At 35.6% G+C, this 22,398-nt stretch carries 16 protein-coding genes and 2 pseudogenes; 6 read left to right on the plus strand and 12 right to left on the minus strand.

What is annotated here, in order from left to right; all coding sequences use genetic code 11:
• Positions 1–84: 84 nt before the first annotated feature.
• Both F0365_RS00925 and paaZ read right to left on the minus strand, forming a co-directional pair.
• Positions 85–405, minus strand: coding sequence for a GIY-YIG nuclease family protein (locus tag F0365_RS00925; protein ID WP_169931928.1), 321 nt, complete (start codon positions 403–405; stop codon positions 85–87).
• 107 nt (positions 406–512) lie between these two features.
• Positions 513–3,050, minus strand: coding sequence for a phenylacetic acid degradation bifunctional protein PaaZ (paaZ, locus tag F0365_RS00930; RefSeq protein ID WP_169931929.1), 2,538 nt, complete (start codon positions 3,048–3,050; stop codon positions 513–515).
• A 249-nt stretch (positions 3,051–3,299) separates the two neighbouring features.
• On the opposite strand from paaZ, the gene F0365_RS00935 reads away from it, so the two are divergent.
• Positions 3,300–4,097 carry a hypothetical protein gene (locus F0365_RS00935; protein ID WP_169931930.1) on the plus strand — a complete coding sequence of 266 codons (798 nt, stop codon included), beginning with the start codon at positions 3,300–3,302 and terminating at the stop codon, positions 4,095–4,097.
• A 5-nt stretch (positions 4,098–4,102) separates the two neighbouring features.
• On the plus strand, positions 4,103–4,864 hold the full coding sequence (locus F0365_RS00940) for a hypothetical protein (protein WP_169931931.1): 762 nt from the start codon (positions 4,103–4,105) through the stop codon (positions 4,862–4,864).
• 47 nt (positions 4,865–4,911) lie between these two features.
• Here F0365_RS00940 and F0365_RS00945 read toward each other — a convergent pair whose 3' ends face one another.
• The 3 genes from F0365_RS00945 to F0365_RS00955 all read right to left on the minus strand — a co-directional run bounded on the left by F0365_RS00945 (position 4,912) and on the right by F0365_RS00955 (position 9,486).
• Positions 4,912–5,457 (minus strand): T9SS type A sorting domain-containing protein, encoded by a 546-nt coding sequence (locus F0365_RS00945; RefSeq protein ID WP_169931932.1) that lies wholly within the window; start codon positions 5,455–5,457, stop codon positions 4,912–4,914.
• Between the two features lie 251 nt (positions 5,458–5,708).
• Positions 5,709–8,117 carry a hypothetical protein gene (locus F0365_RS00950; RefSeq protein WP_169931933.1) on the minus strand — a complete coding sequence of 803 codons (2,409 nt, stop codon included), beginning with the start codon at positions 8,115–8,117 and terminating at the stop codon, positions 5,709–5,711.
• Positions 8,118–8,274: 157 nt separating this feature from the next.
• Positions 8,275–9,486: an acetyl-CoA C-acyltransferase gene (locus tag F0365_RS00955; RefSeq protein ID WP_169931934.1), complete on the minus strand. Its 1,212-nt coding sequence runs from the start codon at positions 9,484–9,486 to the stop codon at positions 8,275–8,277.
• A gap of 121 nt (positions 9,487–9,607) precedes the next feature.
• Between F0365_RS00955 and F0365_RS00960 the strand changes: the two genes are divergently transcribed.
• The gene (locus tag F0365_RS00960; RefSeq protein WP_169931935.1) at positions 9,608–12,205 is read left to right on the plus strand and encodes a T9SS type A sorting domain-containing protein; all 2,598 of its coding nucleotides are present in this window, start codon (positions 9,608–9,610) and stop codon (positions 12,203–12,205) included.
• 131 nt (positions 12,206–12,336) lie between these two features.
• Here F0365_RS00960 and F0365_RS00965 read toward each other — a convergent pair whose 3' ends face one another.
• Together F0365_RS00965 and F0365_RS00970 are read right to left on the minus strand one after the other, a co-directional pair.
• Complete coding sequence (locus F0365_RS00965; RefSeq protein WP_169931936.1) at positions 12,337–12,711, minus strand: four helix bundle protein; 375 nt, start codon at positions 12,709–12,711, stop codon at positions 12,337–12,339.
• A gap of 55 nt (positions 12,712–12,766) precedes the next feature.
• Positions 12,767–12,868: pseudogene (locus F0365_RS00970) on the minus strand (thioesterase); the annotation flags it as partial.
• Between the two features lie 375 nt (positions 12,869–13,243).
• Here F0365_RS00970 and F0365_RS00975 point away from each other — a divergent pair.
• Positions 13,244–14,086, plus strand: coding sequence for a GLPGLI family protein (locus tag F0365_RS00975; RefSeq protein ID WP_169931937.1), 843 nt, complete (start codon positions 13,244–13,246; stop codon positions 14,084–14,086).
• The gene (locus F0365_RS00980) at positions 14,079–16,733 is read left to right on the plus strand and encodes a Plug domain-containing protein (RefSeq protein ID WP_169931938.1); all 2,655 of its coding nucleotides are present in this window, start codon (positions 14,079–14,081) and stop codon (positions 16,731–16,733) included. The genes F0365_RS00975 and F0365_RS00980 overlap by 8 nt, the downstream gene beginning before the upstream one ends.
• 57 nt (positions 16,734–16,790) lie before the next feature.
• Here F0365_RS00980 and F0365_RS00985 read toward each other — a convergent pair whose 3' ends face one another.
• The 5 genes and pseudogenes from F0365_RS00985 to F0365_RS01005 all read right to left on the minus strand — a co-directional run bounded on the left by F0365_RS00985 (position 16,791) and on the right by F0365_RS01005 (position 20,126).
• Positions 16,791–17,207 carry a PaaI family thioesterase gene (locus F0365_RS00985; RefSeq protein ID WP_169931939.1) on the minus strand — a complete coding sequence of 139 codons (417 nt, stop codon included), beginning with the start codon at positions 17,205–17,207 and terminating at the stop codon, positions 16,791–16,793.
• 44 nt (positions 17,208–17,251) lie between these two features.
• Positions 17,252–17,623, minus strand: a pseudogene (locus F0365_RS00990) (four helix bundle protein).
• A gap of 12 nt (positions 17,624–17,635) precedes the next feature.
• Positions 17,636–18,853, minus strand: a complete 1,218-nt coding sequence (locus F0365_RS00995; protein WP_169931940.1) for a 3-hydroxyacyl-CoA dehydrogenase NAD-binding domain-containing protein — start codon at positions 18,851–18,853, stop codon at positions 17,636–17,638.
• A gap of 58 nt (positions 18,854–18,911) precedes the next feature.
• Positions 18,912–19,268, minus strand: coding sequence for a four helix bundle protein (locus F0365_RS01000; protein ID WP_169931941.1), 357 nt, complete (start codon positions 19,266–19,268; stop codon positions 18,912–18,914).
• Between the two features lie 75 nt (positions 19,269–19,343).
• The gene (locus F0365_RS01005; RefSeq protein WP_169931942.1) at positions 19,344–20,126 is read right to left on the minus strand and encodes an enoyl-CoA hydratase-related protein; all 783 of its coding nucleotides are present in this window, start codon (positions 20,124–20,126) and stop codon (positions 19,344–19,346) included.
• 140 nt (positions 20,127–20,266) lie between these two features.
• Between F0365_RS01005 and F0365_RS01010 the strand changes: the two genes are divergently transcribed.
• The gene (locus tag F0365_RS01010) at positions 20,267–22,396 is read left to right on the plus strand and encodes a T9SS type A sorting domain-containing protein (RefSeq protein WP_169931943.1); all 2,130 of its coding nucleotides are present in this window, start codon (positions 20,267–20,269) and stop codon (positions 22,394–22,396) included.
• Positions 22,397–22,398: the final 2 nt, after the last annotated feature.

Below are 22,398 nucleotides of genomic sequence, written 5' to 3' on the forward strand. Positions count from 1 at the left end.
AAAGTCAAGCTGTTAAAAAGAATGCTCCTTTTTATTGTCAAGCCGTCGCAGGACGGCTTCGCTTATTATTTATCTCAATGTTTATTAAAATCTCTCTTTACTCGTAACGTAATCTTCATAATACCAGTCTGCTGCAAGGTCAATCCGATCTGGATTCCTACTTTCAATCAGATTTAATTTATATTCTCTTTTCCATTTTTTAATCAGCTTTTCTCTATTGATTGCTTCTGCTGGATTCTCCTGTTTTTCAAACCAAAAGAATTGTTTGATGTTAAACTTTCCAACATGAGTTTCAAAAGTCGTGTTTTTATGGTCAAAAGTACGCTGCTTTATATCGTTTGTGACACCTAAGTAAAATAGCTTGTTTTCAATATGAGCCATGATATAGGTATACATTATTTTCATTGTGGATAATAGTTCTTAATTGGCATTTCTTTAGTAATGGAGCGGCGCCGTCCTGCGACGGCTTGACATACCAATGGTAATGTGTCAAGCCGCTACAGAGCGGCTTGCTAGTCAATTAACGCGAATTGAGTTAAGTGATGAAATACATGTTTACGCTCTAAGAGACTCCATTCATACTTACTCAAGTCACCAAAGACCGCATTTTTATGAGTCGCTTTGGGATTCTTTTTAAAGTACTCTAGATATTCCGTTCTAGCCTCAAGCATTGTTGCTTTGGCAGTTTCTAAGTCGGCGTGCTTTAAATCTTCCAGTGCACCATCTTTCATTAATGGCATTTTATGATTTGGAGGCATTTTATCATAATTCCACAAGGTTGCCGCTACTTTTTCTAAGTATTCTTCAGGAGTAACTACTTCAAAGTCTTGGATTTCTCCACTGGCGATACGGTAACTCATTTCAAGATGTTCTACCATGTGCTGTGAAGTCATCGTTCCCCAATGAGGTTTTGAATCTGCTTTCAATTTTGATAAGGAAGATTTGATATAGCTCTCCGTAATTTCTGGAAAAACAGTTTGCTTTTTCTCCACCATAGTTAAGATAGTGGCAACAGCGACAAGTGCCGTAGCTTCCTCATCTGTCTTTCCGTTTTCATAATCTACTGGCTCTGCGTCAAAAACTTCTACATACCATTTTACGATCCCAGATGGATGCTCTCGACCCGCTACATCACGTTCTCTTTTCTCTTTACAAGTGAGTCGTACATAAATCGTATCATTATGATACAAAGGTCTTAAAAACCGAATGTCTTCTAGACCATAATTGGCACTTACGGGGCCTTTATTCGGATACACAAAAAGTCCTGCGGCTGCACTGATAATAAAGTAACCGTGAGCAGTACGCTTTTTAAAAATACTTCCTTCTAAACTAGTAATATCTGTATGGGCATAAAAATGATCCCAAGTAAGATTTGCAAAATTCTGAATATCGTTATCTGTGAGTGTTCTTTTATGAGTCTCCAGACTCATCCCTGGTTTGATATCTTCATAATGGTAAGAAAACGGATGGTTCTCCGTTTTTTTGTAAGCTCCATTAGGTTGATAAATCCCAGTGATTTCAGTTAAGGAAGTGGGACTTCCTTGAACAGCACAGCGTTGCATATAGTGTTTGATACCGCGCAGTCCGCCCATTTCTTCACCGCCACCAGCTCTTCCTGGACCTCCGTGTACTAGTAATGGTAATGGCGATCCGTGACCTGTGGATTGTGGCGCACTATCTCTGTTTAAAGTTAATATTCTTCCATGAGATGATGCGGCGTTTATGGTGTACGCTTTTGCGAAAGCGTCATCACTAGTAACGACACTGCTCACTAAAGAACCTTTACCCATATGAGCCAGTTCTATAGCTTCCTCTATATTTTTATAAGGCATCAACGTACTCACAGGACCGAAGCATTCAATCTCGTGAACCGACGTGTTTTTAAAAGGCTGATCTTCTCGCATTAAAATAGGCGACATAAACGCCCCTTTTTGAGCGCGATCTCCTAAAACCTCTACCTCATCCAAGCTTCCATAGACCATGCTTGCCGTATTTGCTATTTTACTGATTTGATCCTTTACCGCAGTTTTTTGATTCTCATTGATCAGGGCACCCATACGAGTTTCTCTTAATAATGGATCTCCTATTACCGTTTTAGAGAGTTGTTTTCCAAGAGCGATTTGCACGTCTTCCATCAGGTTTTCTGGAACCACTATTCTTCGTATTGCTGTACATTTCTGACCGGCTTTAGAAGTCATTTCTTTGCGGACTTCCTTTACAAATATGTCAAACTCTGGAGTCCCAGGAACCGCATCAAGCCCTAGAACTGAAGAATTCAATGAATCTGCTTCCATAGTAAATGGAACAGACTCTTCCAGCAAACGAGGGTGTGCCTTTAATTTTCTTCCTGTTTGTGCGCTACCGGTAAATGTGACTACATCTTGAGAGTTTACGGTATCCAAGATGTTTGTTGTCAATCCACTTAATAACTGTAAAGATCCTTCTGGTAATATTCCAGAATTGATGATTTCGCGTACAACAGCCTCTGTTAAAAAAGCGGTTTGTGGTGCTGGCAAAACCACCGCTGGCATTCCTGCCATCCAGTTGACCGCGCATTTTTCTAACATTCCCCAAACTGGGAAGTTGAATGCATTGATATGTATAGCAACTCCTTTGCGAGGCACTAAAATATGATGCGCCATAAAACGACCTCCCTTAGATAAGTCTATAGGGTCGCCTTCTACCGCATAAGACTGATCTGGAAACAACTTTCTCAAGCTCGCATTTGCAAACAGGTTACCAAAGCCGCCTTCTATATCTACCCAGCTATCTGCTCGAGTGGCTCCTGTTCTGTAACTTATTTCATAAAAAGCGGCTTTTCTCTTATTTAAATAAAGCGCTAACTTTTTGATCATGTTCCCACGTTGCTGGAAGGTCATGTCTCGCAAAACTTTTCCGTGATCACGACCGTATTGCAAGGCAGACTTTATATCCAGTCCTTCGGTGCTGGTAAGACCTATTACTTCACCAGTAATAGCGTCGTACATGTTGCTTGCTGACTTCTCTTCTCCAGCTTGCCACTGGCCATTGATGTAACTTTCTAAGATCATAGTTTATTTGTAAATGGTTGTAATCTCGCTTTCGCGAAAGCGTATACAGTAAACAAATACGAAAATACAAAAAGTGACTTGAACTACTAACAATTGTTAGTTTTGAATTTAAAATAGAATGGCAACACACTGCTTTCGCTTTTTAACGAATATCTATTCCTTTAATAGAAAATACACGTTAAAATATAATAAACAATAGTTAACTAAAACTGCTACGATAATATATTTGCTCGTCATTAGTAATATCACATGTACCTTTTCAAAATAGTTTGTTTTTTAGTTTTTGCAAATGCTTTTTTGGGTTACACCCAAGTAGGAATAGGCACACTAAATCCTGCGATAGGAACCCTGCTCCACATAGACGATGGAAGTGGTGCCAAAGGTGTTCAACTACCGAATGCTGAACTAATTGATTTAAATACTGTAGACCCATTGCCTACTGGAACAAAAATAGGAACCATGGTATTTAACTCCAATGCTTTTACAGGTAAAGGATTCTTTTACTGGAATGGTATTTTGTGGGCGGCGGTCCAGTTGTTTACCAACAGATCTACAAAATTTGAGCACGCAAAAGTAATAGAAATAGATCCAGCAGTGAATTTAAACCAAGCTGCTGCAACAGGTGGAGTAAATGTTGAAATTATGGACCGTATTGTTTTTACAAATAATGCAACACTATTTGTACCTGTCACAGATCCTAACGGAAGAGTCAATAGCGTACGAATAGCAAATGATGGTCGCTATAGGATAACGACCTACTTAGGACTTGAACAAGATTCTAATTTTACTGGCAGTACTGGAATTCAAGCGAGGATTAAGGTGACTAATTCTATCGGAACAGTTCGTTATGAAGGCAGCTACCACAGAAGCACTGAAATGGATCAAAACGGAACTGGAGATGATGACGGTACTTTATATTTTACCGAGGTGATCGAATTAAACAATTCTGATGTCATTGCTATAAATTGTACTGGTTTACAAGGCACTGCACCTGTATACCAACGTGACACCAACCAGTCTGCAATCATTATTGAAAAATTGAGATGACATATATGAAATTACCATACCTTGTATTTTTTTTACTCTTTTTACCCTATACTACTTTTGCTCAAGTGGGTATAGGCACCGATACACCCGCACCTGGAACCGCTTTACATATCAAAGATATTACAGGAACTTCTGGCGTTTTATTTCCCAAGGTCAATATTGTAGACCTTACAACAGTCGCTCCATTACCTGCAGGTACTGAAAATGGAACCATAGTATACAATACCAATACCACTACTGGAGAAGGGTATTATTACTTTTTAGCTCCTAATTGGGAACCTATTTTTGGAACTAAAGGCGGTATGGCAAAGTTTACCAATGCCCTCTCTTCCACTGGCTCTACTAATTTAAATGGGGGCGGAGCAAATGCTCAGATTTCTAGGAATACAGTTTTCAATGATAATGCAGTGATTTACCAAACGCCTGCGGCCACACCAAATACGGTAACAATAGGAGAAGCAGGAAGGTATAAAGTCATTGTAAACCTTTCCTTAGTAGCGACTTCACCTAACGCGACGCAGCGTCTTTTGGCAGTAGAAGGCAGGTTAAGGATTAATGGTATCATCACCGGTGGAATTTATAGAAGTAGTGAGATGATTTCTCCTAATTCTACGACTCCTGACTACGGCAGTATCAGCTTTACGGAAATTGTAAATTTAGCTGTCAATGACCAACTAACTGTATTTGTAAGTAGAACTCAAGATGCAGGAAACGTCTACCTAAGAAGTGCCAACACCTCTTCCATTTTTATAGAACGACTGGATTAAGTTTAACGATTACTTGAGGCAGTTGAACTGTTGGACGATGTACTATTTTACTTTTTAATAAATTTTAAAGTCTTAGAAGAGCTAGAATCGTGGAGGATTAGAAAATATAAGCCTTTACTAAGAGAAGAAATATCTATAAAATCTTTATCAGGTACAGTGCTCATTATCATTTTTCCCTCAAGATTGTATAGAAAAATTTGATGGATATCAGTCAAGTCCCTGCTATTTAAAAGCAATTTTTCTCCTATTCGATTTGCTGCTAATGAACTATCTAATGCTGCATAAAAATCTGGAGTTGATAATGGAGCATTGTTATATATCGCATAATCACCATTCCCTTTAGTAATTCTTAAAGAAGTGCTATTTGCAATGGTGACGATCTTATAATCAAAATCTACAGGTGGATTATCTGACAGGAAAAATTGAGAATACATGCCGCTGTAGCCTATTGAATCTAAGCAATCCTGATCAGTTACCTTAGGACCAGCAGGATTAGGATCACAGCAAAAGGCTAATGTCTGCGTTGCAAAGGGTAACGTCATAGAACCAAATATTGCATTTGGATATGAAAAATTTCCTCTGAACCAGGACATACGGACGTTTCAAATGAATAATCTGTGCCAGAATCTAAAAACCTGAGTTCTACATCATACGTAAGATATGTTATGCTAGATGGCAGATTAGAACTGCCGTTTATAAATAAATCCTGTAGAATCCAGTCATTTGAAGTAAGCGCTAGGTTTTGTGCTAACAATGAACTACAACTAATTATAACAAGAATTAATGCTAAAAGTATTTTTTTCATAGGAGCAGCGCTTGTAAAGGATCTTTATAGATGTACTAATTATTCTAAATTTATATCAATCACCTCATGAATTAGACGTCCCGACTTTGTAGTTCCTTCAACAATCAATTTAAAATTTGTCGAACCGTTGTAGGTGGTTGTAAAACGAACTGTTCCTGTTTTATCTAGAGACAGATTCCCCTTCCAATCCAAAACTCCATAGTCGTTATAAAAGTCTGAGTTTATAATACTATACTTAGGTGTGTAAAACTCTTTGGGTTTACTAAAATGAATAGGGAAATCATAAGCTGATTCTTGATCGGCCATTGTACCTCTTCCAAATTTAGGATCAGTGAATATTTTAATAATATCGCCATCACCTGGACGACTAAAACCAGGAGCTCCTATCCCATTTCTAAACACCTCAACATAATCCACTTTACCAAAAGTAAAGTTTTGTAAAATTGATATATCTCGATATATAGCGCCATCTATAACAATAACAGGTGGGCCGTTAGAACTCCTTCTTGTGTCCGTTAGTTTAAACTCACCATTATAATAACTAGTTGTGTACCCATAAGAATTTAAATAGGGAACTAATAATATACTGGATCTTTTAAAGTTATCAAAATAATCTACCCTCCCACGACTTTTATCTTTAATGTTTTTCTTGCGTATCGCATCTACATCTATCACTATAGTGTCTAAAACTTCTGAATCAAAATAAAAAGGTTCAAAAGTCATTTTTTGAACAGGAGATATGGAATTTAATGTTTTCATTTGCTTATGAAACACTGGTATTTCTTGAGGTGAAAAATTAGGAATAACACTTGTGCTTTTCAGTTTCCCCGATTTTGGCATGTAACTAATCGTAAATTTTTCATCCTCCACTGGGAATAAACCGTTTACATCAAATGTTTCCTTATCCTTTTCTATTTCTATAAAACCCATTTTACTATATCGCATCAAATGGATCATAAATTTTCTTTGCCTCTTTTTTTGAATAGTTACCTGAGCACTCATTCCAGTTTCAAAAGGATAATCGATTATAGGAGGACCTTCAAATATAGCATCCCAGTTATAAGAGCTCCAGCCCTGAGTTAACAATAAATCATCTAATTCAGATTTTTTCTTCCTATTTAAATTTTTAAAATAGTAGGGTGCTTGTTCCACAACACCTCTTAAGTAAGGCTTTAAATAAACTTGAGCATATATACCCTCATTCTCTGTATATGATTTGGTGCTTTGGGGCAGAGTTGAAACACTTACATTACCATTAGTAATAGAGTCATTTTGAAATTGTTCAAATCTCAAAATGAATTTTAAACTATCTTGATCTTTTTTTACTGATGCGGTCTCTAAGTTGAGCTTAGAAAAATTTTTATAATTAAAAAATAATCTTTCTAATACAAGCTTATTTTCTTCATTAAAAACTGTAATAATCTGTATTCCTTCACTCAGTTCTTTACTATTTATTTTAAAAATAGATTCCATATTTTTCATAACAACAGGTTGAACAATGCTAGATGAACCGTTATGAAACATGATTTTATACTCCTTTCCTTCCAATTGCGTAAAGGTTAATTGGTTTGTTTTTAATTGAACAATTACATCATTTTTAATACTGGAAACTGACAGAGCAACACCTTTGCTTTCTACTTTCGGAAAGGAAAATTCATATGGATTATTCTCTGAAATGACAATTGCTTTATAAGTTGCGTTTAACCTAGGTTGAATATTTAACCTTCCTAAACCTAAATGATTGGTTTTAAAGTCAGAAATCTTGATATTATTTTCTAGTATAATTCCTTCGATATTTTTTACACCAAAACCTCTTTGGTCTTTGATCACAACACCAACAGTATTAATAACTCCTTCTACTAAATGCCCGCCTTCTGGCAGGAACTGTGCATCTATAGATGATTCTGTCCCTTCTTCATAATTACTTTTCACTTCTTCAGGATCGACAACGGTAAAGCTAGTTTCAAAATGATTGTTCTCTTCTGGAAAATTTTTCAACCAGCTGGTATAAGCTCTAAATGTGTAGGAACCCGAAGGGTAGTTTTCCGATATATCAAATTGATTACTGACCTGACCATTAAGAACTCTAAGCATCTTTACTTCTACCCTATTCTTATTACTATCTAATATCTCGCAATACAAGGTGGTAGTAGATTCAGATGGTAATTTATTTTTTTTAACAAAAACATACGCGCTAAACGCGAGTGCTTCTCCTTTAATATAAAGCCCTTTATTAAGGTGAACATACACCACTTCTCGAGGTAAGTTGGTATATTCAGAATAGGTTTTTTCTAAATCAATTGTACTAAGTGCTCTATTTTGTTGTCCATACAATAAAGAGTTTCCTACTGTTAAAAAAACACTTACAAGGAGCCATTTTTTTATTTTTTGGACATTAAAACCAGAATTATAAAAAATAGCGGCAAAAAGAATGTAGTTGAACTTCATAGAACGGATCTGGTTGATTAAAGATAAAATTTAACAACTATTATTCCAAATTTTTTTATGATGATCAAGAAAGCTTTTACCTTTATGCGGTTTAGAACATTAAAAAAGCCCCTAAAATAAGCAGTTTAGGAGCTTTTAAAAAAATGTTTACAATATTCTAGCTCACATTTTCAATCACCATCGCATATCCTTGACCTACACCTACACACATGGTAATCAAAGCGTATTTTTTACCTGTTATTTGTAGTTGTAGTGCGGCGCTGTAAGCAAGACGTGTTCCTGTAACTCCAAGTGGGTGACCTATAGCAATAGAGCCTCCATTAGGATTGACACGTGGATCATCATCTGCAAGTCCCCAAGATCTGGTACAAGCGAGTGCTTGTGATGCAAAGGCTTCATTGAGTTCTATGACATCCATATCTTCCATAGTTAAACCCGCTTTTTCTAGTGCTTTGTTACTAGCGGCTACGGGACCTATTCCCATGATTCTAGGTTCTACTCCTACTACTGCACTACTTACTACTCTGCCGATAGGTTTTAGGTTGTATTTCTTAACAGCGTCTTCACTGGCGATTATGGTTGCTGCAGCACCATCATTTAAACCACTAGAGTTCCCAGCGGTTACAGATCCACCTTCTTTTTTAAAAGCTGGACGCAGCTTGGAGAGTATTTCTTTAGTAGTTCCTGCACGTATAAATTCGTCCTCTTTAAAGATGATGGAGTCTTTTTTACGTTGGGGTATTTCTACCGCTACTATTTCCTTGGCAAGTCTGCCAGATTTTTGTGCAGCAGCAGCTTTTTGTTGCGACCATGCAGCAAATGCATCTTGATCTTCTCGAGAGATATCAAATTTCTCAACGAGATTTTCGGCTGTATTTCCCATGCCGTCCACACCGTACATTTCGGCCATTTTATGGTTGACAAATCGCCATCCAAAACTAGAATCGTACATCTTAGCATCGGTTCCAAAAGCACTGCTAGCTTTTGCAATAACCAGCGGTCCACGAGTCATGTTCTCCACGCCACCAGAAATAAAGACCTCTCCATCTCCAGTTTGTATGGCTCTGTGTGCATGAACTATCGCACTCAATCCAGAGCTGCATAACCTGTTCACTGTTTCTCCAGGAACGGTACTTGGCAAGCCGGCTAACAATCCAGCCATACGTGCGACATTGCGGTTATCTTCTCCGGCTTGGTTGGCACAACCCATGATCACGTCTGCGTAAGCATCTTTTGGGATGTTGGGATTTCTTTCTACTAGAGTTTTTATAACGTGAGCAGCAAGGTCATCCGGTCGTATCGTGGACAAGGTTCCTTTGTAGCTTCCTATAGGAGTTCGTACTCCGTCGATAATGTAGGTGTTTTTCATGAGGTTGTTTTAGTCCGCTTTCGCGAAAGCGAATTCAAAAATACAACATCCTAATTTTTCAATTCCTATCCTCTTGTTTTTTCATATTAAAGAATTATTTTGCATATTTAAATCAAAGCTTTTGAAAACCAATTATTCATTTTTCTTACTTGCCTTATTCTTGTGTTTAAGCGCTACTTCCCAAATCGTTAATATTCCTGATGCTGTCTTTAAAAACCTCCTTATTAGTACCAATGTTACGGATACAACAGGAAATGGTTCTGTAAATGCTGACATAGATTTAAATAACGATGGCGAAATTCAACGGTCAGAAGCTGATGTTGTAACTAATTTATTATTAGGGTTTAATACAAATATTACATCACTAGAAGGTGTTCAGTTTTTTACAAACCTTGAAAAACTAATTGTTAACAATAGTCAAGTTGCATTTGTTCCTATTTTAACTATAACGTCCCTAGAAAACATAAGTTTAAGTGATAATCAAATTACCTCAATAGATGTAACTAATTTACCGAATCTTAAAAATTTATTTCTATTCAATAATCAAGTAAGCAGTATAGACGTTTCAAATTGTCCTTTACTTTTTCAATTATCCTTAAGTGATAATAATATTTCCAGTTTAGATGTAAGCCAGAACCCTAGTTTAATATCTCTTACATTAAATAACAATCCAATTATGGCAATTGATGTTAGCCTTAACCCTAACATTAATGAACTTAACGTTGAAAACACATTACTTACTCAACTAGATGTAAGTACTCAACTAGGTTTTTTACAGTTGAGTGTAATTAATACGCCGCTTACCTCATTAACAGGACTAACTAACAAAATAGGTTTTGATTTTATTTTTATAGAAAATACGCAGCTCACATCTTTGAACATAGACAACGTTGAAGGTGGTGCACCAGATATATATATTGCAAATAACCCATTACTAAATGACATTACCATTTCTAATTCGACTTTTTTAAATTTTAGAATAGATAATAATCCTAGTCTGATCACTCTTACCGCATTCAATAATGATATCAATGACATTGTAACTAATGGAAATGCTTTAACCCAGATTAATATTGAGAATAATAAAGCAATAGGTTATATGTCATTTACTAATGAAAATCAATTGATTGAGCTAAACTCAAATAACACTCTAGCTCCTTGGGGAATAGATATTACCGATTGTTCTATGGACCGATTACTCATAAAAAATGGAGTAATTGATAACATCACATTTTCAGGAACTAACAGTATCAATTACATATGTGCAGATACTGATGAAATACTAGCTGTATCTACAGCAACGAACAACAATGGAATAACTAACGTAAATTTAAACACCTATTGCACCTTTGCTCCAGGTGGCGATTTATTTAAGATTACTGGTGATGTGCGTATAGATGCAGACTTGAACGGTTGTTCTGTAAGTGACACAAGATTTACTGACTTTAAATTTACTGCAGATAATGGAACATCTAGTGCTATCTTTTTTGAATCTCCTGGCTATGATTACGAAATTGCTGTACCAGAAGGGAATTATACTATTACGACTGAACCTGTAGCTCCTAGTTTATATAATCCTTTAAATTCTTACACGGCAAACTTTGCAATGGGAGATCCTGACATAATACAAGATATTTGTTTGACACCTAATGGAAATATAGTAGATCTAGCTATTGTTATGGATGAAATACTTCCTGCCAGGCCTGGATTTACATCAGGTTATAGATTGATTTGTTCTAATGTAGGAACAGCCGCCATAAATGGAACTGTCTTTTTAAATTATAACGACAATCTTATTCAATTTCAAGGATCATCAGATGTACTTGCATCAAATAATAACAGGAATTTAAGCTGGAACCTTAACACACTTCAACCAGGAGATGAGTATATTATAACGGTAGATTTTAGAGTGAATTCTCCTATGGACACACCAGCAGTTAATGGTGGCGACATACTCGTTTACAATGGTAGTATCGCTGGACCATCAGGTATCAATGACGTAAATACTCTTAATAATACTTTTGAATTTGCACAGACTGTGGTAAATTCTTTTGACCCTAATGACATCACTTGCCTACAAGGCGAAATTCTAGATCCTGGAAACGTAGGTCAAGATCTTCATTATAAGATAAGGTTTGAAAACACTGGAACTGCAAGCGCGATTAATGTGGTGGTAAGAAATGAAATTGATTTAACTAAACTAGATATTAACACATTTATTCCTTTAACGAGTAGTCATCCTATCCGTACTAGAATTACTGATAGCAACTTAATTGAATTTATATTTGAAGACATTAACCTAGATTTTAATGATGCGACTAATGATGGTTATTTAATTTATAAAATCAAGTCATTGCCTAGCTTACAATTAGGAGATGTAATTGCAAATCAAGCAGGTATTTATTTTGACTTCAATTTTCCTATTATTACTAATGATTATATGGTTACCGTAGCTCAAACAGCAAGTTTAAATGATGCTGACTTAAATCTTGTAACACTATTCCCTAATCCGGCAAACAATGAAGTTACTCTTGAATCTCTATGTGAAATAGAAATGATTAAAATTTATGATCATTTAGGAAGAATAGTAAAGATTATTTATTTAGAGCAGGAAAGTTTTGAGAAAACTCTTGATATTTCTAATCTTAAAACAGGACTTTATTTTATTGAGGTTGAGGATAAAAACGGGAGGCAAAGTTTGAAATTGATAAAGGAATAGTAGATAAAGTTCCTTTGTAGCTTCCTATGGGAGTTCTTACTCCGTCAATTATATATGTGTTCATTTATTAGTGGATTAGTGGATTAGTGGATTAGTGGATTAGTGGATTAGTGGATTAGTGGATTAGTGGATTAAGATGTTTTATTTCTTATATACTTTCTAAAAGAAGATAACATTTTTGTTAATTCACTTATTAACATGCGATTTTCTTCATCTTCCTGATCAGATATGTATAATCGCCGTCTAGCTTTTGTACTACAAACTACACATTCATTTGCACTATAAATTGCGATGTTGAAATGCTTGATAAATTGAGCATCACTTCCTGGATAACCTTCTGCTATGTTTAGCGCTATGGAGTCAGCAGCACGTCTATATTGACTTGACAATGCATATAATTCTTCTTTAGGGAATTGCTTTATTTGAACTTGAACATGTTCACCAAAATCAATAGACTTAGTATAAACATCCAGTTTTTCAAAAGCAAAATGATAGTTACTGCTCATTTTACGAAAATAAGACAACTATTCTTCTAATCATCACAACAACCAATCTTCTAGATTATTCCCAATCCTTATTCATCCTATAAACAACACCTTTAAAAAGCGCCACCAGCTCTTCATCTTTCTTCACCTCAATGATGTTGAAGCCTACTTTAGTTTTGTTGTTTTTATAGAACTTGAAATTAATATGCTTCATAAGTTGGATATTTACTTTACTTTACTTTACTTTATGGCATATTAACTAAAACTTTATTTTATAAAAATTTTATTTTTAAGTTTAGCTGCTATGGCAATGCTATCCTTTAGTAGTGTTTAAAAAACGATTGAGGAAGATGTTTTGGATTGTCCAGCTAATTCTACTGAGATAATTGCAACTTGCACAAGAGGTTGTTATTCTATTACTGTAGGAGGTAGTCCACAGTCTCTTAATCCAGCCCAAACAGATGAAGCCGAAAGAAGATTACAAAATTACTGTAATAGTCGTCCAATAGTTGAAATCATAGCACCAGCGCCACCATTTCTTTAAATGAATATAATGACAACTGTTTCAAAAATATTCCTAGCAACATTTATGTTGCTAGGAATTTACTTTATAGGTTTAAAGAATAGTCAGGTAAAATCTCACGCATTTCTTTATAAATTTGATTTTAAACACCATACCAATCGTCCAGATTTAGTTCTCACCGATTATGTTTTAGTAAATAAAAAAGGTGATACGACGTTCACATCATTTTACAATCAAATGAAACGTGATTCTATCAATTCTATTAGAAAAATGTCTAGTCAGGAGCGTTTTGACTTTAGAATCAACGAATATCCTTATTACATTGAAACAGTTGAAGATAAAATTTTATTTACCGCTGAGGTAGGAGATCAATATTTTCAATATGAAGAACAAATACGATTCAAATGGAATATCACTGATTCCATACGTAAAATAAACTCTTACAAATGTAAGTTTGCCACAACCACATATGCCGGAAGAATTTGGAATGCTTGGTTCACTCAAGACATACCGATAAATGTAGGCCCTTATAAGTTTAAAGATTTGCCAGGTGCCATTATTGAAATAAATGATTCTGAAAATATTTTTAAGTATTCTCTAATAAAATTTAAAGAAAAACGAGAAGTCCGATTAGAACATTTTTCTAGTGTTACAAAAAATGCGATGGAAAAGACGACGCGCAAAGAATTTAATAAACATCAACAAGCATATCTTGCTTTAAGCTTTGAACAACGCATGGCTTATTTAAGTCGAGGTGAAGCGGGAATAATTAAGGGAACGTTTAATTCAGAAGACGGCGAGGTAGATTTTAAAAGTAAATCTTTAGATGAGATGGATGACTATCAATTTATTGAAATAGATCATATTGAATAATTCTTACTTTTCCAAAACCATTTATGTAGTGGCGCTCTTTTTATGGGTGCCATTTTTTTGTACTGCTCAAAATATAATTAAAGGAACGGTTATCAATTCTGTAAAACAGCCTCTATCTTACTCTATTGTTACGGCTTACAAAGACCCAAATTACACTTCTATTGTTGGTTTTAAAACAACTGATGTTCTTGGAAAATTTTCTATTGAAGTCGCAGTAAACATAGATACTCTATTTTTAGAAGTAAGACACATCACTTATAAATCAGAACGATTCATCATTACTGATTTTGATAAAAAACATCGATTAGTACTTTTCAGACCCAACAACGACTTAAAGGAAGTTCTCATTGAAGCTAAACGTAATATAACCATCAAAGGCGACACCGTGCGCTATGACGTTGATGCGCTAAAAGAAAAGAAAGATTATACCATAGAAGAAGTCATTGATCGCATTCCTGGCGTTACTATTGCTGAGAATGGACAAATATCCTATAACGATGGACCCATAAGTCATCTCTACATTAATGGAGTAGATTTACTAGAAGGTCGTTACAACATTGCAACTCGTGGCATACCTGCAGGTGCGGTAGAAGATATAGAATTATTAAGACGTCATAATCACGCACGTATTGAAATAGGTAAAACTCTAAGTAGTGAAGTAGCTCTCAATTTAAGAATTAAAAAAAATCAAAGTCTCGTTTTTGGTTCTTCAAAAGCCGATATAGGAACTCCTTTGCTCACTGCTCGTGGTGAGGTCACTCCTATTTATCTAAGGGATAAACTGCAAAATATAGCAAGTTTGCGTGCTAATAACTTTGGTAAATCATTACAAGATTTTGGTACTAATTTAACCAGAGGAAATCGAGATATTTATCAATTAAAAATGAACAATACTTCTGTTATAACACCACCAGAAGTTAATGGCAATACTATTTCTAACAGATACTGGTTAGACAACAATTCTGTATCTGCAACAAATGACATCTTAACAACTTTGCCTAAGGAGTTAATCGTAAAAGGTTCTGTTGATTATAACTATGAAGATAGCGAAATAGAAAAAAACAACCAGAGTGTATTTTTTACAGGAAATGATAGTTTAAAAGTAGATCGCAGCTCAATAAATAAATTATCGCAAACACGATACCAATTAGGCAACACTATTGAGTTAAATAGAGATGACTTGTACATCAACAATAAACTTTCTGGTAGGTTTATAGACCAAAATGGAAATTCTTCAAATATTTTAAATAATAATGCCATCCAAACAGGTTTTAAAAACACTGAAAAAGCGATTACTAATATTCTGGAGCTCAAAAACAGCATCAATAACCAAATTGTGGATAGCGGCATCTTATTTGAATATAGATCAACTGACGAGCAATTAACAACAAATCCTGCTGTATTTACCGATTTAATACCTGGAGCAAATGCTACTATCACAACACAAGATGTAGCAATGGAGAAAATGAATATAGGCGCTTATACAGGTTATACGTTTCAACTTCTAGATGTAGAATGGAAAGCAAAACAACGTGTGAGATGGTCTAAAGAACAACTAGAAAGTTCGCTAAAAAATCAGAATATAAATAACAGTACATTGCCATTTGCCACCGATTTTAGTCTTGATAGTTTTGAATCACAAACACAACTATCTTCAGCATTTAATTGGAGAAGATTTAGGTTCAATCTCAACCCAGAAGTTTCTTACTTTAATATAAATCGCATGAAAGAGTTAACTGATTCTAATGAAAAGGACAATTATCTTTTTATGAATATGAATGTGCAAGTATCTCGCAATTTTAATAGGAAATGGGATCTAGGAGTAAGCGGCTCAATAAAAAGTTCTATTTCTAGTTTTGAAGAATTGTATCCTGGAATCATTTTGAGACAATTTGATAATTTGAGTACTAATCCACAGGATATAAATGTAACTCGCTCAAATAACGCTTCCTTATTCTTTGGTTATAGCGATGTTTTATCTGGAATTCTCTTAAAAAATAATACGTCTTATAACAACTCTACTTCTCAATTCATTTTTAATAGGTCTCTGGATGATAATGGTTTGATACAAATAAATGCCATAAGACAGGATAATCAATTCAGCACTATAAGAAATACAACTACACTCACTAAACGTTTTTTCAAACATTTATCTACTCAAACGAGCTATAACTTTGACATTTCAAAAATAGAGCAAATTTTCAATGGTCAATCGCAAGATAACACCATCATAAATCATACGTTAAGTACAGAATTGAGTTGGAGTACTGGTGGTTCTTATGCTTTGAATTATAGTGGTACGATCAACTTTGGTTTATCACTAATAGATAGCTCAAGAGCAGCTAATAATTTTCAACTACACCATCTAGGATTAGATTTTTATTTATCTGATAAAGTACGGTGGAATTTTAATACAGAAACTGCTATCAGTTCCTTTTCTAGCAGCGACAACACTAATATAAATTCGTTATTCAATACCAGTTTTTATTATAAGCCTCACAAAAAGCTCATTCTACGAGCAGAATTATACAATATTTTCAACGAGCGTTTTTTCACGACTGCAACAAGTAGTTCTAACTTTATAAGTCAGAATCAGTTCTCCTTACGTCCAATTCAATTTACAGTTGGATTAAATTATACGTTGTAAATTTATAAAAACCCTTTCAAATATGTGTTTTTCATTTTAAGTTAAGACTGATCCTTCTTATGTCCAGTCTTTGTTTGTTCGGTACACAACACCTTTAAAAAGCGCCACAAGTTCATCGCCTTTTTTTACCTCAACGATGTTGAAACCTACTTTAGTTTTGGTTTTATCCAGCGTGCATTCTGCGGTAATGTAGTCGCCTTCTTCCAGTGCTTCAATGTGATTGATACTCGTTTCTATGGAAACAGCAAATTTACCATGCGTATTGGACGAAAAACCAAAAGCGGTATCTGCTAGTGCATAGGTAATTCCACCATGGGCTTTTCCCATGCTGTTGAGCATTTCTGGTCGTATAGTCATTCCCAACTTTACACAACCTATTTCTACAGATAAGATCTCGATTCCTAACCAAGTGGAGTACGGATCTAGTGAGAGCATTTTATGTGGGATGTCAGTTCCTTTTAGTTTTTGAGTCATGGAGTTGGTGAGTTGGTGAGTTGGTGAGTTGGTGAGTTAAGGTTTTATTTATTTTTGAGACTTCGCCTCAAGGCTGAGATCATCTTTCCAATTTCTGTCAACATCTTTCTGTTTTCTTCAAATTCTTTGTGGTCTATGTATTTTCTTAAAAAGGCTTTTGTATTCCAAGTAATGCATTCATGACTGCTAGTCTAAACCATTTTCAATTACCTATTAAAATTAGTGTCGGTACTTCCATAACCTTCAGAAATATTAGCAGCAATAGAGTCAGTGGCTCTAGCATATTGTGATGATAGTAGATAGATTTCTTTTTTTGGGAAGTCCTCTGTAATTGTATTAACCTTTTCACTAAAAACCATTGCTTTTTGATCAACTAATAAATCTTCAAACTTAAAATGATATTCGCTTTCCAACATAATTTATATTTTTCACTCTACCTCAAAGACTGAATTACTTGCCTTCATCTTACGCAATATTGGTGAGCATCTGTACCTATCTTCTCTATATACATCATACAAAGCGTCCATTCCATTCACACACCAATCCAGTCCTTTTTCGTTTGCCCAATCTAGTAATCCTTTTGGGTAATTAACGCCTTTGGTCATGGCGCTGTCTATTCCATGAGCTGTTGCGATCTTTAAGAAGAAAGCGTCTGCGGCTTCATTGATAAGCATTACTAATACACGATCTTGGATTTCCTTTATCAATTCTGGTGATTTTACAGGTTCTGCTTTCGCAAAAGCCTGCTCGCTATCTACATTTACATAATCATAAAAACCTCTTCCTGATTTACGACCCAACCAACCCGCTTCCATCAAACGTTTTTGAGTGAGCGCAGGTTTGTAACGTGGATCAAAATAGAAGGCCGTAAAAACAGTTTCTGTTACCACGTAATTCACATCATGACCTATATAATCCATCAACTCAAAAGGCCCCATTTTAAAACCTAATGCCTTTAAAGCGTAATCTATAGTGGCAAAACTAGCGATTCCTTCCTCATAAACACGCAGGGATTCACTGTAAAAAGGGCGTGCCACACGGTTCACAATAAAGCCTGGTGTGTCCTTTGCCACAGCGACTACTTTTTTCCAACTTTCAATGGTAGCAACACAAGTATCGGTAACATATTGAGCCGTTTGAACGGCTGGAATCACTTCAACCAACTTCATCAATGGTGCTGGATTAAAAAAGTGAATTCCAATACAACGTTCTGGTTTTTCTAGTGATCCAGCAATACTCGCGATACTTAAACTAGAAGTATTTGAAGCAATGATACAGCTGTCAGAAACGTGAGATTCCAATTCTTGAAACACCTTTTTCTTAATATCTAGATTCTCAATGATGGCTTCTATGGTCAGGTCAGCATCTGATAAATCCTTGATCGCACTCACATAGGAAATGTTAGACTGAATGCGGTCTTTCTCATCAACATCAATTCTTCCTTTCTCAATAAGTCGGTTCATTATTTTTTCGAGAGCTGCTTGGGCCTTTTCTAATTGTTCTTTGTTTACATCAAATAGTTTTACTTGACAACCTGCTGTTGCAGCTACTTGAGCGATACCACTTCCCATGGTTCCTGCTCCTATGACTCCTACTTTGGAGATTAACGATTGGGGATTAACGATTGGAGATTTTTGATTTTTCATTTATAAAATAGTGAGGGTTGGAGATTAACGGTTGCGTATTTTTGTATCAATGAGTTATTTATGATTTGAAAGAGCTGGTTTTAATACTAGCTACAAAAATGGAAATTAATTGATTGTTTTCATCAAGTAATTTATCGATTAACTCGATTTTAGTGATTGTATGAGCCCCTTTTTGAATCTTAAGGTTCACATAAGACTCTCTTAACTCTTTTAAGGCTATTTTCATTTTATGAAGAAAGTCTCTGTTCGACTCTGCAGACCTAGCTTCGCCATAATTCAAAGCAACAGCAGTGGTAGATCTAATTAACTGTTGTGATAAATGTGCTGAAGCAAAACTTTGATCAATGAATTTACAGGCATGAATTACAGCAATGGCAAAATCTATTAAGCGATTTTCTAATTGATTGGGATTCATAAGAAGGTTTTAATTTTTTATAAATCTACAATAATCAATCGTTAATCGTTAATCAACAATCTCCAATCGTTAATCCTATCGTCCTTTAAAAACCGGCTTGCGCTTTTCCATAAAACTAGCGACACCTTCGGCATAATCCTCTGTGGCGGCACTTTCAATTTGAAGTTTAGATTCTAGTGCTAGTTGTTCTTCCACCGTATTGTAGAAAGATTGATTTAAGGCCTTTTTTGTATTGGCTAATGCAACTGTAGGTAGTGCGGCTAGTTTTTGTGATGTCGCTTTTGCGAAAGCGAGAAATTCATCATCCTTTACGACTTTGTAGATCATTCCCATTTGGTCAGCCTCTGTTGCTGAGATTTTATCAGCCAGCATCATGGTGGCGCTTGCTTTACCAAACCCTATCAATCGAGGTAAAAAGAAAGTCCCAGCACTATCTGGAATCAGTCCTATTTTAGAAAAAGCTTGAATAAAAGCGGCACTTTCTGTGGCGATAACTACATCACAACACAATGCCAGGTTTGCCCCTGCTCCAGCAGCTACTCCATTAACTGCAGCTATTACTGGTTTTTCTAGATTTCTAATCTTCAATACTATAGGGTTGTAATGATCATCGAGGATGGCTTTAAAACCTGGGTGCAACTCTGGATTGGTTATTTCTTGAATGTCTTGTCCTGCGCAGAATGCTTTTCCTTCACCTGTAATCAAAACTGCTCTTACTTTCTCATCTGTAGCACATTGATCTAGCGCGTCTTGCATAGCAAAAGCCATTTCACGGTTAAACGAATTAAATACTTTTGGTCTGTTTAGAGTTATAGTAGCAACGCCGTTTTCGACTTGCAAGAGGATGGAATCTGACATGGATCATTTTAATTTTTATAAAGATAATGGAAGTTCCGCTTTCGCGAAAGCGAGAACACCGCCATATTATTAATAATAAATTAACCGAATGATTGCCAAGGTTGTATTAGAATGGATTAATTTCATAGCAAATAACCACCATGAAAATATGTAATTTTTTAATTGCTCTTCTTTTTACATTGTTTGCTACTGCTCAAAACGAACTTGATTTTGATATGGATGTATCTACTGGAACTGTCGGTGGCTACATAAACATTACTTATACGATTACTAATATTTCAACTGATCCTATATCTAATCTAGTAATAGACCATCCAGATGCGGTGATAAATTCATTTACTCCAACTCCATCCACTCTTACACCAGGAGCTAGTCTTACTGCTACTGGTAAAATTGCAATAGGTGGAGAAGGTGCGTCACTAGGAGTTATTTTCGGTTCTACTCAAGCTAGCATTAATGGTCTTTTAAATGGAAACTCTATCACCGAATTATCTGACGGACAAGGCCCTAATGGATTTAGAGTTGAAGATGGCCCATCTTTTTATCAAGCCTTTGAACCACATCGATACGGGGTTATTTATATAGATGTAGACTTAAATGGAAGGTATGATTTTGGGATTGATAATACGATTGTAGGCGCGGTGATAAATATAGGAGATCAAAATGGAAATACTTTTTCTGTATCTACTAACGAGACTGGATGGTGGAATGCAGACATACCACCAAATTTTATAAATACTGCTGGAGATTTCATAGGAATAGTTGATCAAAACTCCTTTCCTGTTGCTATGACTAACTATCCGTTAGTTGCAGGAACATCTCCTTTCCCTCTTGCTTTTCCTTTGGCTGCATCGATTCAATATGAGCATGGTTACGCAGACGGTAATACTAATTTTGGTTTAATGAGAGCGACTGCTTTTCTTGATGAAAATAATAATGGCTCAAGAGACGTAACAGAAATAGACGTACCCTATACCAACTTTGAGTTTATAGCTAACAATGACCCAACAACCAGCATTATTTTAAATAATGGCACTGGATTACCTGTCGTAAAATCTGATATAGATCCCGGAACCCAACTAAATGATATAAATGCAACTTTGGGAAGGTTTAATAATTTCTACAACATTGCGACATCTAGCTTTGATGATATTATGACCACAAATGGAGTTACAACTGAGTTAGAATTTGCGGTTATAGAAAATTCGACATCTAACAGGGATACTGCGGTATATTTAGCAAGCAACACTCCTCCAAATCCTGGATTTGATAGTGTAGCAAGTATAGTTATTGATAATACTTTAAATGGAGTTGCGACAGGAACGCTACAATTCACAAATGATTCAAGAGCCACCATTCTTTCGGTTATAGATAGAAACAGCACAGACTTGCTCACTAACGGAACTGCAACTACAATAGCTGGCGGTTTTACAATACCATATAACATTAACAATTTTGGACAACAGAGGTTTAGGGTTAATATGTCTACGCCTATAAATGGAGTCCAAATAGGAGACACATTTACTCATATAGCTTCCATTAACCCTTCTTCCACTGATAACGATGTATCAAATAATACAGCCACTTTAAATGTAGATGTAGTGGCCTCCTATGATCCTAATGATGTGACCGAAATACGTGGGGAGACTATTCCTATAAATACCTTTTCAAATACAGACTATCTGGAATATACCATTCGTTTCCAAAACCTTGGAACGGCCAGCGCACAATTTGTAAGAGTGCTTTCTACACTAGATCCACAACTTGATCCAGCGACTTTTGAGATGATTACAGCCAGTCATAATTTTACCTATACTAAAAATGCTAATGACCTAGATTGGTTTTTTGATCATATTCAACTTGCTCCAGAGGTAAATGATCCTGAAGCCAGCAATGGGTTCATAAGATATAGAATCAAACCTTTACCAGGATTTGCTGTTGGTGACCTTATTGCTGCCAGTGCTAGTATCTTTTTTGATTACAATCCTCCAGTAATTACAGAAACTTGGTTCACTACCTTTGACGTACCTGCATCTTTAGATGATATTAAAACAGGAGCTATTTATCCTATTCCACTTAAAGGAAACACCTTATTCTTTGAAAATATAGCTACTGGAAAAGCACAATTGTATGCCCTAGATGGTAAAGAAGTATGGCACGGAGACATTTCAAATAGCCAACTTATTTTAAATGCTATTGATTCTGGATTTTATATTTTAAAGGTATACTCTGAAGGAAAAGTAGCCAGCATTAAGTTGCTGAAAGAGTGATT

The organism is Nonlabens sp. Ci31, assembly GCF_012974865.1.
Lineage (GTDB): Bacteria > Bacteroidota > Bacteroidia > Flavobacteriales > Flavobacteriaceae > Nonlabens.